Annotated in this window: 14 protein-coding genes; 10 read left to right on the top strand and 4 right to left on the bottom strand. The window is 62.8% G+C overall.

Translation table 11 applies throughout. The annotated features are described in order from the left end of the window. Positions 1-770 precede the first annotated feature (770 nt). Positions 771-1,700 carry a malate dehydrogenase gene (locus WM94_RS21250; RefSeq protein ID WP_061552064.1) on the top strand — a complete coding sequence of 310 codons (930 nt, stop codon included), beginning with the start codon at positions 771-773 and terminating at the stop codon, positions 1,698-1,700. A 156-nt stretch (positions 1,701-1,856) separates the two neighbouring features. Here the strand turns inward: WM94_RS21250 and WM94_RS21245 are convergent, their stop codons facing one another. Further along, positions 1,857-2,678 carry an amino acid ABC transporter permease gene (locus WM94_RS21245; RefSeq protein ID WP_039614384.1) on the bottom strand — a complete coding sequence of 274 codons (822 nt, stop codon included), beginning with the start codon at positions 2,676-2,678 and terminating at the stop codon, positions 1,857-1,859. Beyond that, positions 2,675-3,496, bottom strand: coding sequence for an ABC transporter substrate-binding protein (locus WM94_RS21240; RefSeq protein ID WP_003256303.1), 822 nt, complete (start codon positions 3,494-3,496; stop codon positions 2,675-2,677). The genes WM94_RS21245 and WM94_RS21240 overlap by 4 nt, the downstream gene beginning before the upstream one ends. Before the next feature lie 118 nt (positions 3,497-3,614). Here WM94_RS21240 and WM94_RS21235 point away from each other — a divergent pair, with 118 nt between their 5' ends. From WM94_RS21235 to WM94_RS21195, 9 genes are all read left to right on the top strand, one after another. Then, the gene (locus tag WM94_RS21235) at positions 3,615-4,499 is read left to right on the top strand and encodes a homocysteine S-methyltransferase family protein (protein WP_013970800.1); all 885 of its coding nucleotides are present in this window, start codon (positions 3,615-3,617) and stop codon (positions 4,497-4,499) included. A 169-nt stretch (positions 4,500-4,668) separates the two neighbouring features. Continuing rightward, complete coding sequence (locus WM94_RS21230; protein ID WP_013970801.1) at positions 4,669-5,940, top strand: cystathionine gamma-synthase family protein; 1,272 nt, start codon at positions 4,669-4,671, stop codon at positions 5,938-5,940. Positions 5,941-6,083: 143 nt separating this feature from the next. Continuing rightward, positions 6,084-7,532, top strand: coding sequence for an amino acid permease (locus WM94_RS21225; RefSeq protein ID WP_024086232.1), 1,449 nt, complete (start codon positions 6,084-6,086; stop codon positions 7,530-7,532). 37 nt (positions 7,533-7,569) lie between these two features. Beyond that, a complete protein-coding gene (locus WM94_RS21220) occupies positions 7,570-8,454 on the top strand; it encodes a LysR substrate-binding domain-containing protein (RefSeq protein WP_013970803.1) in 885 nt (294 codons plus the stop codon). Positions 8,455-8,477: 23 nt separating this feature from the next. Beyond that, positions 8,478-9,866: a threonine synthase gene (locus tag WM94_RS21215; protein WP_061552063.1), complete on the top strand. Its 1,389-nt coding sequence runs from the start codon at positions 8,478-8,480 to the stop codon at positions 9,864-9,866. Beyond that, complete coding sequence (locus WM94_RS21210) at positions 9,863-10,300, top strand: Lrp/AsnC family transcriptional regulator (protein WP_013970805.1); 438 nt, start codon at positions 9,863-9,865, stop codon at positions 10,298-10,300. The genes WM94_RS21215 and WM94_RS21210 overlap by 4 nt, the downstream gene beginning before the upstream one ends. Positions 10,301-10,509: 209 nt before the next feature. Beyond that, positions 10,510-11,553 carry a homoserine dehydrogenase gene (locus WM94_RS21205; protein ID WP_061552062.1) on the top strand — a complete coding sequence of 348 codons (1,044 nt, stop codon included), beginning with the start codon at positions 10,510-10,512 and terminating at the stop codon, positions 11,551-11,553. A 12-nt stretch (positions 11,554-11,565) separates the two neighbouring features. Next, positions 11,566-12,984 (top strand): aldehyde dehydrogenase family protein, encoded by a 1,419-nt coding sequence (locus WM94_RS21200; protein WP_061552061.1) that lies wholly within the window; start codon positions 11,566-11,568, stop codon positions 12,982-12,984. 44 nt (positions 12,985-13,028) lie between these two features. Next, positions 13,029-13,352 (top strand): RidA family protein, encoded by a 324-nt coding sequence (locus tag WM94_RS21195; protein ID WP_049866930.1) that lies wholly within the window; start codon positions 13,029-13,031, stop codon positions 13,350-13,352. Between the two features lie 23 nt (positions 13,353-13,375). Here WM94_RS21195 and WM94_RS21190 read toward each other — a convergent pair whose 3' ends face one another. Both WM94_RS21190 and glyA read right to left on the bottom strand, forming a co-directional pair. Then, the gene (locus tag WM94_RS21190) at positions 13,376-14,329 is read right to left on the bottom strand and encodes an arsenic resistance protein (RefSeq protein ID WP_061552060.1); all 954 of its coding nucleotides are present in this window, start codon (positions 14,327-14,329) and stop codon (positions 13,376-13,378) included. 281 nt (positions 14,330-14,610) lie between these two features. Further along, positions 14,611-15,864: a serine hydroxymethyltransferase gene (gene glyA / locus WM94_RS21185; protein ID WP_003256308.1), complete on the bottom strand. Its 1,254-nt coding sequence runs from the start codon at positions 15,862-15,864 to the stop codon at positions 14,611-14,613. Between the last annotated feature and the right edge of the window lie 326 nt (positions 15,865-16,190).

The following is a 16,190-nucleotide window of genomic DNA, read 5'->3' as shown; positions in this document are numbered from 1 at the left end:
CGGCAATGGAAAGCCACAGAATCAGCAGATCACGGCGAACGGAGGGTTGCAGTGACAGGTCAGGTTTCCTTTGATGTGGGGCACCGCTGGTCAGTCGGTGGGCGTTCTGCTGGCAACCTTGCCAGATGGAAAATCGCCGTGCAAGGACAGGGTCGGTTGAATTAGCAGTGACTCTGTGGGCGCTTGGCGGTGAACCAGTACTTTGTGGCCATTGGCGATGCGCGGCAGTTGAGCTTGTCCAGTACCTTCGAGTTCTAGGCCAGCCTGCACCGGCCTTTTCGCGGCTAAAGCCGCTCCCACAGGTACTGCACTGCACTCGAAGGTGGCGCGGTCCTTGTGGGAGCGGCTTTAGCCGCGAATACCGGCGCAGCCGGTGCCAGGCAACGCGTTGGATTCTTCGCGGTTAAAGCCGCTCCCACAGGTACTGCACTGCACTCGAAGGTGGCGCGGTCCTTGTGGGAGCGGCTTTAGCCGCGATTACCGGCGCAGCCGGTGCCAGGCAACGCGTTGGATTCTTCGCGGTTAAAGCCGCTCCCACAGGTACTGCACTGCACTCGAAGGTGGCGCGGTCCTTGTGGGAGCGGCTTTAGCCGCGAACACCGGCGCAGCCGGTGCCAGGCAACGCGTTGGATTCTTCGCGGTTAAAGCCGCTCCCACGGGGTACGCGTACCGCTTCCATTTGCCTTTGTGTGGTCTTTTCGCCTCAGCAGGCGATACTTCTCTGTATTGCAGGCGTGTTCCTGGTGGCGCGCGCCGCTGGGAGGTGTCGTGTGAACAAACTGACAATCGTGGGTGCCGGCATGGTCGGCGAGGCGGCGGCGCAGATCATCGCTCGGGAAGAGTTGTGCCGTGAGCTGGTGTTGATGGATGTGCAGGGCGAGATGGCGCAAGGCAAGGCGCTGGATGTGTGGCAGGCGGCAGTCGAGTCGGGTTCCGATACCCGGGTTCACGGCGGGGCAAAGGCTGAAATGCTGGACGGCTCTGAACTGGTGGTCATCACCGCAGGCGTGCCGCGCAAGCCGGGGCAGTCGCGTCAGGATGTACTGAGTATCAACCTGCCAATCCTCGACGGCATCATGGCCGACATCAAGCTGCATGCACCAACTGCGACCGTGCTGGTGGTGTCGAACCCGGTCGATGTGCTCACCTATCGCGCCTGGAGCCTGAGCGGGCAGGGGCGCACCAAGGTGTTCGGCCAGGCGGGGGTGCTGGATACCGCACGCATGAAGTGTTTCATCGCCGAGCAGACCGGGTTCTCTGCCCGGGATATCACGGCGCTGGTCCTGGGCGGGCATGGCGACAGCATGGTGCCGCTGATGCGCTACTGCCAGATCGGTTCGGTGCCGTTGTCGCACTTCCTGTCCAGTGAGCAGATCCAGCAGATCGTCGAGCGCACCCGCAAGGGTGGTGGCGAGATCCTGGGGCTGAAGAAGCTGGGCAGCGCCTGCGATGCGCCGGGCGTGGCGATTGCGCAGATGGTCGATGCGATCGCCAACGGGCGAAACCGCATCTTGCCGGCGGTGGCGATCCTGGAAGGCGAGTACGGGCGCACGGATATTGCCATGGGTGTGCCCTGCGTGCTGGCAGAGGAGGGGCTGGCGCGGGTGATCGAGTTGCCGCTGGATGCGCAGGAGCAGGCGATGTTTGACCAATCGGCTGATCAGGTGGCGCGGGATATTGCTGAAATGAAGGCGCTGTAACGCTGTGGGAGTGGCTTTAGCCGCGAAGAATCCAACGCGGTGCATGGCACCGGCTGCGCCGGTGTTCGCGGCTAAAGCCGCTCCCACAGTGTCCCTGCTAATTCAATGAGTCTACGTGCAGTTCAATAAGGGGGGGCTGCCAACCCAGCCTGGCCCCTAGCGCTGGTAAGCCTTGCCAAAATGCCGCTCCAGCCGCGCCTGCACCAGCTCGAGCAGGATCGACAGCACCCAGTAGATCACCGCCGCCGTGGTCAGCATCTCCAGGTATCGATAGCTCGACCGCCCGTACGACTGCGCCAGGAACATCACCTCCCATACCCCCATCACCGATATCAGCGATGAATCCTTGAGCATCGAGATGAACTGGTTGGCGGTAGGCGGAATGATCACCCGCATGGCCTGGGGCAGGACGATATGCCAGAAGATCTGCGGCGTGCGCATGCCCAGCGCCAGTGCCGCTTCACGTTGCCCGCGCGCGACGCCGAGGATGCCGGCGCGGAAGATTTCGCTCAGGTAGGCCCCGTAGTTCAGCGACAAGGCGATGATGCCGGCGCTGATGGCGCCAGGTACCAGGCCCAGCTGTGGCAGCCCCAGGTAGATCAGCAGAATCTGGATCAGCAGGGGTGTGCCGCGGAAGAACGAGGTGTAGAAGCTGGCGACACCCACCAGCACCGCGCTGTTCGACAACCGCGCCAGCGCGGCGGCGAAGCCGAACAGCACCGACACCACCATCGAGCACAGGCACAGGAACAGGGTCAGTGCCGCGCCTTGCAGAAAGCCGTTTGGCCCCAGCTTGAACCCGGCGAGGTTCGGAAACTTCTCCAGGATGATCGAGAACTTCAGATCGAAACTGAGGAAAAACGCGACGAACAGGCCAAACAGCGCCAGCCAGGTCAGCAGCAGCCGGGTGCGAAAGCCGAACAGGCCGGCACCCGTGGGCTTGGCCACGGGCTTGGGGGAGGAGGGGAAGGTGCTCATTTGCTGATATCGGCGCCAATCCATTTCTGCGACAGCTTGGCCAGGGTGCCGTCAGCCTTCAACTCGGCAAACACCTGGCGCACCTTGGCATCCCACTCGGGGTCGCCCTTCTCGATGGCCACCGAGTTCGGCTCTTCATACAGCGGGGCACCTGCCAGTTTGAAGCGCTTGTCCTGATCCAGGCGCGGCTGCGCGGTCACCAGGTTGGTGAGGATGGCGTCCAGGCGTACGCCGGCACCCAGGCCAAGGTCCTGGAAGGCGACGTTGTCGGTGTCGTAGGGCGCGATCTGCACGAAATCGAAGGGGTATTCGATCTTCTTGTCTTCGTCGCCTTCGATCACCAGGTTCTTGTTCAGGTAGCTCTCGTAGCTCGATGCACTGGTCAGGCCTACCTTGCGGCCTTCCAGGTCCTTGGCGCCATGGATGCGCTCATCCTTGGCGTTGACCACGATCACCGCAGGCGATGCGTAGTACTCCACCGGGAAGTCGAACACTTCGGCGCGGGCCTTGCTCGGGGTCATCGAGCAGATGCAGATGTCGTAGCGGCCGCTCCAGCGGCCTGCGGCGATCACGTCCCACGAAGGGGTTTCCAGGCGCAGCTTGACGCCGAGCTTGTCCGCCACGGCCTTGGCCACATCCACGTCGAAACCGTCCAGCTGGTTTTGGTCATTGAGGAAGGAAAACGGTGGGTAGCTTTCCATCAAAACGTTGACCAGTTCCTTGCGCGATTCAACCCGCTCCAGCGTGGCACCGGCAAAGGCCTGGGAAGCAGTTGCGAGCAGCACAAGGCCCGCACCGAGCACAGTAGAAAATCGCATGGACATACCTGAAATGTTGGCCAATTATAGGAAGCGGTATTTAATAGTTATAAATGTCACCTACATAATGAATTTTATTCATAAGCACCTTTAGAGTAGTTATATGAAACAGCGAGCGATGGTAATTCTCGACGGTGGCATGGGCCGTGAGCTGCAGCGCAGTGGGGCGCCGTTTCGTCAGCCCGAGTGGTCGGCGCTGGCGCTGAGCGAGGCGCCGGAAGCGGTGGTTGGTGTGCACGCAGCTTTCATCGCTGCCGGTGCCCAGGTCATTACCAGCAACAGCTATGCGGTGGTGCCGTTCCACATCGGCGAAGAGCGTTTTGCAAAGGAAGGCCGACAACTGGCCAATATCGCAGGCCAGCTGGCGCGGCATGCCGCCGATACCGCAGCACACCCGGTCAAGGTGGCGGGCTCGCTGCCGCCGCTGTTCGGCTCCTATCGCCCGGACCTGTTCCAGCCCGAGCGCGTCGAGGAGGTGCTGGCCCCGTTGCTGCAGGGCCTGGCCCCGCATGTTGACTTGTGGCTGGCCGAAACCCAGAGCTCGGTTGCCGAGGTGCGAGCCATTCACGGCCAATTGCCGGCAGACGGCAGGCCGTTCTGGGTGTCGTTCACCCTGCAGGACGAAGAGGTCGACGAGGTGCCACGCCTGCGCTCCGGCGAGCCAGTGGCCGATGCCATCGAAGCCGTGGTCGGCCTGGGCGCGGCGGCCGTGCTGTTCAACTGCAGCCAGCCCGAGGTCATTGGCGCTGCACTGGATGTAGCGCGCTCGGTAATCGAGCGACACAACGCCGACATCGCCATTGGCGCCTATGCCAACGCCTTCCCGCCACAGCCAAAGGAAGCCACCGCCAACGACGGCCTGGATGAGCTGCGCGAAGACCTTGACCCGCCGGGTTACCTGGCATGGGCCAGCGACTGGCGTGAACGGGGTGCCAGCATGATCGGTGGCTGCTGTGGCATTGGCCCGGAGCATATCGCCGAGCTGAAACGCAACCTGGCGTAAAGCCTTGAAGGGGCAGGGCGGCTTCCGCACCCGCTCGGCCCCAGCCATTAAAAAAAACGTTACTCAGACCCGGATTCCATCGTTTTTCAGTCCCCCCGCCATGCCCCTATAGTCCGCTGAAAGCCGATGCCGAATCGGTGTACACAACTCAGCGGTGCGGGAACCGGATATGAACAAGAACGAGAAATTCGAGGGCAATGCAGCGGCCGGTATCGGTACGCGTGTGGTGTGGAGCGGGGAGCAGGTTCAGCATCCGTACAACGCTACCCAGACCCCGATCGTGGTCAGTGCCGCCTACGGCTACAACGACATCGATGCCTGGTACGACGTGGCGCAGGGCAAGCTGCCCGGCTACATCTACAGCCGCATGAGCAACCCGACAGTCGCTACCCTGGAAGCCAAGCTCTGCGAGCTGGAACAGTCCGAGTCGGCGGTGGCATTCAGCAGCGGCATGGCTGCCATCAGTGCCGTGCTGCATACCTTCCTCTCAAGCGGCAAGCGTGTGGTATCGACCCGTGACAGTTACGGCGGTACCAACAAGATCTTCGAAGAGTTCCTGCCGCGCATGGGCGTGCAGGTCTGCCTGTGCGACACCCTCGACACCGAAGCGCTGGAGCGCGAGATCGCCGCGGGTTGCGACCTGCTGTATCTGGAAACCCCTACCAACCCCACCCTCAAGGTACTGGACATCCAGCGCCTGAGCGCTGCCGCCCGGAAGGCTGGCGCCGTGGTGGTGGCCGACAACACCTTCGCCACCCCGCTGAACCAGAACCCGCTGGCCCTGGGCGTGGATGTAGTGGTGCACAGTGCCACCAAATTCCTGTCCGGGCACGGTGATGTACTGGGCGGGGTGGTGTGCGGTGCCGAGTCGTTGATGGCCCAGGTGCGCCACTACCGCGAGATCAACGGTGCGGCGCTGGACCCGTTTTCCGCCTACCTGATCATCCGCGGTATCAAGACCCTGGCCCTGCGCCTGCGTCAGCAACAGACCAGTGCCCAGGCCCTGGCGCATTACCTGACTACCGAACCGCTGGTCGAAGCGGTCAACTACCCGGGGTTGCCCCAGCACCCGGGCCATGAGATTGCCAAAGCGCAGATGCGTGGCTTCGGCGCCATTGTCAGCTTCGTGCTCAAAGGTGGCATGCCCACCGTAGCGCGGCTGCTGCCGCGCCTGAAGTACGCCCATCGGGCGGGCAACCTGGGCGCGGTAGAAACCATCTACGGCCCGGCGCGTACAACCAGCCATGTGGAAAACACCCTCGAAGAACGGCTGGCCCTGGGCATTTCCGAAGGGCTGGTGCGCATTTCGGTGGGCATCGAGGACACCGAGGACCTGCTGGCAGACCTGGCACAGGCCTGTGCATCGGTGCGCCAGGAGTTGGCCGCAGCAAAGGAATTGCACGGTGACGAAGACGCCTGCCTGGCCGAAGCACAGGCCTGAGGCAGGCGTGTAGCACCCGCTCCTTGCGGTGGGTGCCACTTCATGAAGTCGAACAAAAACAATATGCAAGGCAATTCGCTTCGCTCTGCCAAGACGAGGTCGTTGCAACGTCCTTGCCCGCCAACTTTCATGAGTAAACCACAATGTCCCTGCAGACAACGACAACGAGAAATGCTTCGACGCATAGCTTCAAGCAGGATATGCAAACCCGCCATATCGTCATGCTGGCGCTGGGCGGTGTCATCGGTACCGGCCTGTTCCTGACGTCGGGCTACACCGTCAACCAGGCGGGCCCGCTGGGGGCGGTCATCGCCTATATCCTCGGCGCGATCATGGTCTACCTGGTGATGATGTGCCTGGGCGAACTGGCGGTACACATGCCGGAAGTCGGCTCGTTCAGCAGTTACGCCACGCGCTACCTCGGGCCGGGAACAGGCTACATGGTGGCCTGGATGTACTGGCTGACCTGGACCGTGGCCATCGGCTCGGAATTCACCGCCGCCGGTATCCTGATGGTGCGCTGGTTCCCCGATACGCCGGTGTGGATATGGAGTGCGCTGTTCGGGTTTGCGGTGTTCATCAGCAATATCATTTCGGTGCGGTCGTTTGCCGAAACCGAATTCTGGTTGTCACTGATCAAGGTGCTGGCGGTGATTGCCTTCCTGGTGGTGGGCGGCGGCGCGATCCTGGGCGTTTTCGAAATTACCCAGGCGCACAGTGTCGGGCTGGGCAACTTCACCCGCGAGGGGCTGTTCCCTACGGGCTTCTGGTCGATCGCCATGACCCTGCTGGCGGTGGCCTTCGCGTTCTCGGGTACCGAGTTGATCGGCATCGCCGCCGGCGAAACCCGCGACCCGGAAAAGAACGTACCCAAGGCCATCCGTACCACGGTCCTGCGCCTGGCACTGTTCTTCGTCGGTACCATCTTCGTGCTGGCAACCTTGTTGCCACGTGAACAGGCAGGGTTGGTTGAAAGCCCGTTCGTGATGGTGTTTGCCATGATCGGTATCCCCTATGCCGCAGACATCATGAACTTCGTCATCATCACTGCGTTGCTGTCGGCAGCCAATTCCGGGCTCTATGCTGCGGCGCGCATGCTGTGGACCCTCAGCGACCAAGGCAACATGCCCCGCCGGTATGCGGCGCTGTCGCGTCGTGGCACGCCGTTCAATGCCATCGTCCTGAGCATGGCCGGTGGCATGGCTTCGCTGCTGAGCAGTGTGTTTGCCCCTGACACTATCTACCTGGCGCTTGTGTCCATTTCCGGGTTGGCGGTGGTGGTGGTGTGGATCAGCATCGCGGCCAGCCAGATGGCGTTCCGTCGCCATTACATCGCCAATGGCGGCAAGCTCGAAGACCTCAAGTTCCGCGTGCGCGGCTACCCGTTCGTGCCGCTGGCGGCCATCTTCTGCTGCGTGCTGGCCTGCGTCGGCATTGCCTTCGACCCGGCCCAGCGCGTGGCCCTGTACTTTGGTCTTCCATTTATCGCCTGGTGTTACCTGGCCTACTGGCTGACCCGCAAGTACCGCGACCGTCGCCCGCTGCAACCGGAAGCCTTGGCAACAGGTTCCGAGGCCGCCAGAGCAGGGTGATACTAGGGCACCGGAACGTTGCCACGAGAAACCGCCGATGACCCAGAAAACCCTGCCCCCCTTGAACTGGCTCAGAGCCTTCGAAGTGTCGGCGCGTTACCTGAACTTCACCCATGCAGCCGAGGAACTGCACCTCACCCAAGGGGCCGTGAGCCAGCAGATCCGCCACCTGGAGAGCCAGTTGGGGGTGGCGCTGTTCAAGCGCCTGCCCCGGGGGCTGGGGTTGACCGAAGAAGGCCAGTCCTACCTGCCGGTGGTGCAGGATGCGATAAGCCGCCTGGCGGTAGGCACCAATGAAATTTTCGGGCAACGCCAGCGTCGGCCCCTGAAAGTGCGCGGCAGCCTGTCGTTCCTGCATTTCTGGCTGGCGCCCCGCCTGGCCGATTTTCGCCGTTCGCACCCACAGGTGGACATCCGCTACATCAGCAACCTGTGGGTCAAGGAACTGGATGCAGAGGATGACCTGGAAATCCGCTGGGGCAGCGGCCAGTGGGCTGGCGTGGAGGCGCAGCGCTTGACCCGCGACCTGCTGGTGCCAGTCTGCTCGCCTGCGCTGATTGCCGGCTCCCCGCTACGCGAGCCGCGCGACCTGGCCCGCGTCCCTTTGCTGCACGTGCTGGGTTACGAGGAGGGGTGGGGTTACTGGCTGGAGCGGGTAGGCGCCGATCAGGTCGATTCTTCCAGCGGCCTGCAGTTCGACACTTTGGTGGCGACCTTGCGCATGGCGGAACTGGGGCTTGGGGTGGCACTGGCGCGCTCGTCGCTGGTCGAGGACTTGCTGCAGGAGGGGCGGCTGGTGGCGCCTTTTGCGCAGCGCATCGAGGCGAGCGAGTCGTTTTACCTGGTACGTGGCCTGGGTGAGGCGTTGTCCACGGATGCCCAAGCGTTCAGCCACTGGTTGGTGGCGATGGCCCACCGTTAATCAAATATTTACCTGGAGCACCGATGCAGTACACATCCACGCGCGGCAACGAGACACGGGTTGATTTCCGCACGGCGCTGCTTTCCGGGCTGGCCGACGATGGCGGGCTGTACGTGCCGACTGCGGTGCCGACGTTCCGTCAGCAGGATATTGCCAGTTGGTCGTGGTTGCCGTTCGACGAACTGGCCTGGCGGGTAATGGCGCCGTTTGTCGGCGACACGCTCGATGAGCCGACCCTGAGGGCGCTGGTAAGCGACAGCTACCGCGGCTTCAAGCACCGTGGCATCGCACCGTTGCAGCAGATTGGCCATAACGAATGGATCCTGCAGCTGTTTCACGGGCCTACCCGGTCTTCCAAGGATTTCGCCGCGCAGTTGCAGGCGCGGCTCATCCGCCATTTCCTGGGCCCCGATTGCGAACGGGTCATGCTGGTCGGTGCCAGCAACGGCGATACGGCGGTGGCCGCTATCGAAGCCTTGCGGCATTGCCCTACGGCACGCTTGCTGGCGCTTTACCCCAGTGCCGGGACACCGGCCGACCGGGCTGCGGTGATGCGCAGTGCCGCTTCCGAAAGCGTGAGCTGCGTGGCCGTGGACGGCAGCTTCGATGACTGCCAGTCACTGGTGTCGACGCTGCTGCGTGCATGGCCGTGCCCCGGGCTGATTCCCGTGAGCTTCAACTCGACCAACTGGGTCGGCGTGCTGGCGCAGATCGTGTTCTATTTCCACGCGGCGCTTCAGCTGGGTGGTGGGATTCGGCCGGTGGGTTTCAGCATCCCCACGGCCAGTTTTGCCGAGATCTACGCGGGGTTCATTGCCCAGAAAATGGGCCTGCCGATCAACCAGATCATTGTTTCCACCAACCGCAACGATGCCTTGCACCGGTTCATCCACTGCAATCGCTACAGCCGTGGTTCCACCAGCCAGACCTTGTCGCCGGTCATGGACTTTTCGCTGTTCTCCAACCTGGAACGTTTCGTCTGGGAGCTGTATGACCGCGATGGTGGGGCGACCCGGGCACTGATGGAGCATTTCGAGGATTGTGGCGAGTTGAGCATCGGCAACCGCCAGTGGCTGCACGCGCGCATGCTGTTCGACTCCTACGCCGTGGATGACGCGCTCATTCGCGAAGAAATCGTCACGCTGTTCCAGGAAACCGGCTGCGCAGTAGACCCACACGCTGCCACCGGGGCATTCGCCGGGCGCCTGCACCGGCGCAACATTGGTGCGCCGATCGTCACGCTGGGCCAGTTTGCCCCGGAAAAGTCTGCCGGGTTGCTGGCGGAGCTTGGGGCCTGGCATGGCGAGGTGCCGGCCTGTGGTGTTGGCAGCGCGGGCAGTGGGCCGCTGCTGGCGCCAGAGGACCTGGCGGGGGTTCATGAGATATTGGCCCGGTTGCAGGCAGGACGATGAAGCGCATCCTCGACCCCCTGGACGAGCGAATTCTCGCCGAACTCACCGCCAATGCACGCATTGCCCATGCCGAACTGGGGCTCAAGGTGAACCTGTCGCGTAATGCGGTACGCCAGCGCATCGAGCGCCTGGAGCGTGACGGGGCCATCCAGGGCTATACCCTGCGTATCGGTGAGGGGCGACGACCGACCTCGCTGATCAACGCGGTCATCTTCGTCTACCGCTACGACCGCATGCGCGGAGAGGCTGTGCTCGATGCGTTGCGCCAGATCCCCGAGGTGATCCAGTGTGAAGTGCTCAGCGGCGAATTCGACCTGCTGCTGCGCGTCGAGGCTTCCAGCCCGGAACGGGTGCACCATGTATGGAAGGAGATTGCCGCCATGCCAGGGGTCGAGAACACCGTGACATCGTTCGTCCTGGCCTCGGTGATCTGAGACGCGCGTTTGCCTTTTGGCAACCATTGCTACAACAACGCCGCCCGGGTTTGCGCCCTGGCGGCGTTTTGCATTCCGGCGGCGCTCAGGCGTGCATCGGCTACTGGTCAGATTGGCCAGTAAATACAGCGGATTGCCATATTCAACTGGCATTGCACGGCTCTTACGCTTGTCCCTATCGACCAACCGCCTGGAAAGGACAGCGAACCATGACCGAATACAAAATTGCACTTGTTGGCTTTGGCGGTGTGAACCGTGCCCTGGCCCAACTGATCGCCGAACGCAATGCGCGCTGGCAGCAAGAGCTGGGCTTTGGCCTGAAGATCGTTGGCGTCACCGACCTGTTCCTGGGTTCGGCAATCGACCGCAACGGCCTGGATGCGGCCACGCTGGCTGCTCTGCCTGCTCAGAAGGGGGCGCTGGCGCAGATCCCGCAAGGTTCGGCTGAAGCGTTCAACGAATCGGTGATCAAGCAGTCCGGCGCCGACATCATCGCCGAGGCCACATTCACCAACCCCAAGGACGGTGAACCGGCGGCAACCTTCTGCCGTTGGGCGCTGGAAGCTGGCAAGCACGTGGTCACTACCAACAAGGGGCCGATCGCCTTGCATGCTGCGGCGCTGAAGGCCCTGGCCAAGGCCAATGGTGTGTCGTTCGAGTACGAAGGCGCGGTCATGAGCGGTACGCCGGTGCTGCGCATGGCGCGCCAGACGTTGGCCGGCGCAGGCCTGGTGGGGTTCGAGGGCATCCTCAACGGCACCTCCAACTATGTGCTGACGCGTATGGAAGAGGGACTCGGTTTTGCCGATGCAGTGGCCCAGGCGCAAGCACTTGGCTATGCCGAGGCGGACCCGAGCGCCGATGTGGAGGGGTATGACGTACGCCTGAAAGTGGTGATCCTCGCCAACGAGCTGCTCGGCGCTTGCTTGCAGGTGAGTGATGTGACCTGCAGCGGGATCAGCAGCCTCGATAGCGCTGCTATCCAGCAAGCGCAGGCGGCGGGCCAGCGCTGGAAACTGATCGGCAGTGCCAGCCGTGAATCCGATGGTTCGGTGCGTGCCAGCGTCGAAGCGCGCCTGTTGCCCGGCAACCATCCTCTGGCGGGTATTTCCGGTGCCACCAATGCGGTTGCGTTCAACACCGAATTGCTGGGCGCTGTAACCGTGTCCGGTCCGGGTGCGGGGCGTGTCGAAACGGCATTCGCCCTGTTGTCGGATATCGTCGCCATCCACACTGCTGGCCGCTCGGCCTGAGGAGCAACCTTCATGAGCCTGACTTCCGTGTCCCGGGTAGCCGTCCAGCAACCCGCCTTGATCGATGTCTACAGCCCGTTCGACGGTAGCCTGGTCGGCAGCGTCGCCAACCTTGCTGCCGATGCCGTGCCAGGTCTGCTCGTGCGTGCTCGGCAGGGCGTGCACGAAAGTGCTGCGCTGCCTCGGCACCGTCGCGCGAGCATCCTGGAGCAGGCGGCCCGGCTGATTGAGCGCGATGCAGCCGATTTTGCCGGCCTGATTGTCGACGAAGCGGGCAAGACCCTGCGTCAGGCCGAGAAGGAGGTGAAACGCTGCATCAACACGCTCAAGCTGTCTGCCGAGGAAGCGCGGCGCAATGCCGGCGAGGTGGTGCCGTTCGATGCCTACGAAGGCTCCGAATCGCGTCAGGGCTGGTTCACACGCGAGCCGCTGGGGCTGATCCTGGCCATCACGCCGTACAACGACCCGCTCAACCTGGTGGCGCACAAGTTGGGGCCAGCGATTGCCGGGGGCAATGCGGTCATTCTCAAACCCTCGGAGCTGGCCCCGCTTTCTGCCTTGAAGCTGGTGCAGTACCTGGTCGACGCGGGGCTGCCAGAGGCCGTCGTCACCGTGGCCACTGGCGGTGCCGAACTGGGCAAGGCCCTGGTGGCTGTGCGTGAAGTGCGGATGATTTCCTTCACAGGCGGCTTCGCCACGGGCGAACAGATTGCCCGGGGGGCGGGCCTGAAAAAACTGGCCATGGACCTGGGGGGCAACGCCCCGGTGCTGGTACTGAAGGACTGCGACCTCGAGGCCACTGTCGAGTCTTGTGTGTCAGGCGCATTCTGGGCGGCCGGGCAGAACTGCATCGGCACCCAGCGCATCCTGGTGGACGCTTCGATCTATGAGGCGTTCCGCCAGCGCTTCGTTGCCTTGACCCAGGCGATGGTGGTGGGTGATCCTGGCCTGCGCGAAACCGACATGGGGCCGATGATCACCGAAGGCTCGGCACGGCAGATTGAAGAGCGCGTGAGCCAGGCTCTTCAGGGCGGCGCTCGCCTGCTCTGTGGCCACAAGCGCCAGGGGGCGACCTATTCGCCGACGGTGCTGGAGGGTGTTGACCACGCCAGCCGGCTGTGGCGTGAAGAGGTGTTCGCACCGGTGGTGATGCTGGCGCCCTTCGAGGATATCGAGCAGGCCATTGCGCTGGCCAATGCCCCGGAGTACAGCTTGCACGCTGGTGTGTTTACCCGAGACCTGTCCTTGGCGTTGAGCCTGGCACGGCGTATTGAGGCGGGCGGCGTGATGATCAACGACTCGTCCGACTACCGCTTCGATGCCATGCCATTCGGTGGCTCCAAATATGGGAGCCTTGGGCGCGAGGGGGTGCGGTTCGCCTACGAGGACATGACCCAGCCCAAAGTCGTCTGCCTCAACCAGATGGGCTAATAGGAGGAATCTTGATGATCGAACGGTATGGACAAGGCGAACGGATGTCGCTGGCGGTGAGCTACAGGGGCCTGTTCGAAACGGCTGGCGTGGTCGCGGACGACCTGCAGCAGGATGTGCAGGGGCAGTTGCGCCAGGCGTTGAGTACGATTGATGGGCTGATGGCTGAGGCCAACGTCGGCAAGGAACATTTGACCCGGGTTCAGTTATGGATTGCCGACTACAGCCACTTCGACCTGGTCAATGAGGTGTACGACGCCTGGTTGCAGGGTTGTCCGAAACCAGTACGGGCTTGCGTAGGCGCAGACTTGGGAGAGGGTTACCTGGTCGAGGTACAGGTGTTTGCCGTGTGCCCTGAGCGCTCCTGACCCAAAGCGGCTGACGCCCCGGGTCAGCGCACAAACCGGGGTATCGCCTTTACGTAGACCAGTTCGCCTAGCAGTTCCACCAATGTCTGCGTAATCACAGCTGCCGCCGCCAAACCGCGCATGTCTTCCGGCAACGCCAGCGCCAGCGGCAGCACTACCAGCGAATTGCGCGTGGCGGCGCTGAAGGTTACCGAGCGTGCCTCGGTCACCGGCAAGCGCAGCAAGCGCGCCGCAACGAACCCGAGCACTGGCGCCAGCAGCATGAAGCCGATGTACACCGGAATCACCGGCAGCAAACGGTCGAAATCACGCAGTACTACGGCAATCTGCGAGGCGATGACCACCACCAGCACCAGAGCCATGGCCGGTACCGGCATCCACGCCCAGGCGTCGTTCCAGGTCGAGACCGTGCGTGAGCGACGGGCGCCGGCGCTGGTGAGTACGGCGAGGGCCATCGGCAGCACGATCAGTAGCACGAAGGCTTCCACGAACGGGGTGATGGAGATGGCCACGCTGCTGTTGTCACCCAGCATCAGGGCCAGGTAGAGCGGCAGCATTGCCAGTTGTACCAACAGCAGCACAGGGGTGGCAGCCAGGGTCAGGCGGGAGTCGCCTTTGCCGATGTGGGTGAAAACCACCACGTAATCGATGCACGGTGTCAGCAACACCAGCAGCGCGCCGATGAGGATCGCCGGGTGCTCGACCAGCCCGCGGGTGATGGCCCATACCAGTAGCGGCACGAGGACGAAGTTGGCCAGCAGCAGGGCGGAAGTGAAGCGGCGGTTGCCCAGGCCCTGGCGCAAGTCGAGGAAGGGGATCTGCAGGAACATCGCGTACATCAGCACGGCGATGGCGGGGGTGACCAGCGCCTCCAGGAGCTGTGCAGTGTCGCTGGTCAGCAGGCCGAACGTGACGGCGGCGAGCACGGCGACGAAATAGATCGGGACCTGGTGGGTTTCGAGTTGCTCTCTGGTCAAGGTATGGCCTGTGCTTGCGGGTATCAAAGGGGCACAGGGTAATACGCGCTACCAGCAGGGTGTCGCGTTTTTTTGTAGGAGCGGCCTTGTGTCGCGAAAGGGGCGCATAGCGGCCCCACGATTGCAGCTTCGCCACCGTGATAACCGGGACCGCTTTGCGGTCCTTTCGCGACACAAGGCCGCTCCTACCTGGATCGCGACAGTGCTTGAAAATTGCTTATGGCTCGACAACGAAAAAGCCCGGCACTAGGCCGGGCTTTTTCCTGTCAGGCAATCGCCAATCAGTTGCCGTAAACCGGCAGCTTCTTGCAGATGGCCTTGACCTTCTCACGCACGGCGTCGATCACCGCTTCGTTGTTCAGGTCAGCCAGGATGTCGCAGATCCAGCCAGCCAGCTCGCGGCACTCGGCTTCCTTGAAACCACGGGTGGTAACGGCTGGGGTGCCGAAACGCAGGCCCGAGGTGACGAACGGGGAACGTGGGTCGTTCGGTACCGAGTTCTTGTTGACGGTGATGAAGGCTTTGCCCAGGGCGGCGTCAGCGTCCTTGCCGGAGATTTCCTGCTTGATCAGCGACAGCAGGAACAGGTGGTTCTGGGTGCCACCGGAAACCACGTCGAAACCACGCTCGATGAACACGCTGGCCATGGCCTGGGCGTTCTTCACGACCTGCTGCTGGTAAGCCTTGAACTCAGGCTGCAGGGCTTCCTTGAAGCAGATGGCCTTGGCAGCAATGACGTGCTCCAGCGGGCCACCCTGGGCGCCAGGGAAGACGGCGGAGTTCAGCTTCTTCTCGATCTCTTCGTTCTTGCGAGCGAGGATCAGGCCGCCGCGCGGGCCGCGCAGGGTCTTGTGGGTGGTGGTGGTGACCACGTCGGCGAACGGAACAGGGTTCGGGTACACGCCAGCGGCAACCAGGCCGGCAACGTGGGCCATGTCGACGAACAGGTAGGCACCGACCTTGTCGGCGATGGCGCGGAAGCGGGCGAAGTCCAGAACCTGCGAGTAGGCCGAGAAACCGGCAACGATCATCTTCGGCTTGTGCTCGACAGCCAGGCGCTCGACTTCGTCGTAGTCGATCAGGCCGTTGCTGTCGATGCCGTACTGGATGGCGTTGTACAGCTTGCCCGAGGAGCTTACCGAAGCACCGTGGGTCAGGTGGCCACCGTGGGCCAGGCTCATGCCCAGGATGGTGTCACCGGCCGACAGCAGGGCCAGGTAGACGGCGGCGTTGGCCTGGGAGCCGGCGTGCGGCTGGACGTTGGCGTAGTCGGCGCCGAACAGTTCCTTGGCACGGTCGATGGCCAGCTGCTCGACGACGTCGACGTACTCGCAACCACCGTAGTAGCGCTTGCCTGGGTAGCCTTCGGCGTACTTGTTGGTCAGGACCGAGCCCTGGGCCTCCATGACTGCCGGGCTGGTGTAGTTTTCCGAAGCGATCAGCTCGATATGCTCTTCCTGGCGCAGAGCTTCTTGCTGCATGGCTTCGAAGAGCTCGGCGTCGTACTTGGCAATGGTCAAATCACGGCTGAACATGGCGGTCCTCAAGGATCGGGGTGAATTGGGGGGGCATTCTAACCGATTGATCCGCGGCTGGCATATGAAGTGGCATCAAGTCGCGGACCAATGGGCTTCACGTTGCATCCCGCGCCGTTTCTGGGCTGGGCGGGAACTGGAGTTGACTCGCAGGTCCGTTTTTTGGGGCGCGTGCGCCCCATCGCCGGCAAGCCAGCTCACAACACATGACTCATTGGTTCGGCGAGGTTCTGTAGGAGCAGCCTTGTGCTGCGAAGAGGCCGGTACTGACAAAGCCTGTCTGTTGCTTGTACCGGCCTCTTCGCAGCACAAGGCTGCTCCTACAA

The sequence above is a fragment of the Pseudomonas sp. ABFPK genome (assembly GCF_001586765.1).
GTDB lineage: Bacteria > Pseudomonadota > Gammaproteobacteria > Pseudomonadales > Pseudomonadaceae > Aquipseudomonas > Aquipseudomonas asiatica.
Note: the sequence above shows the minus strand (reverse complement) of the source record. Positions and strands in the feature narration are given on the sequence as shown.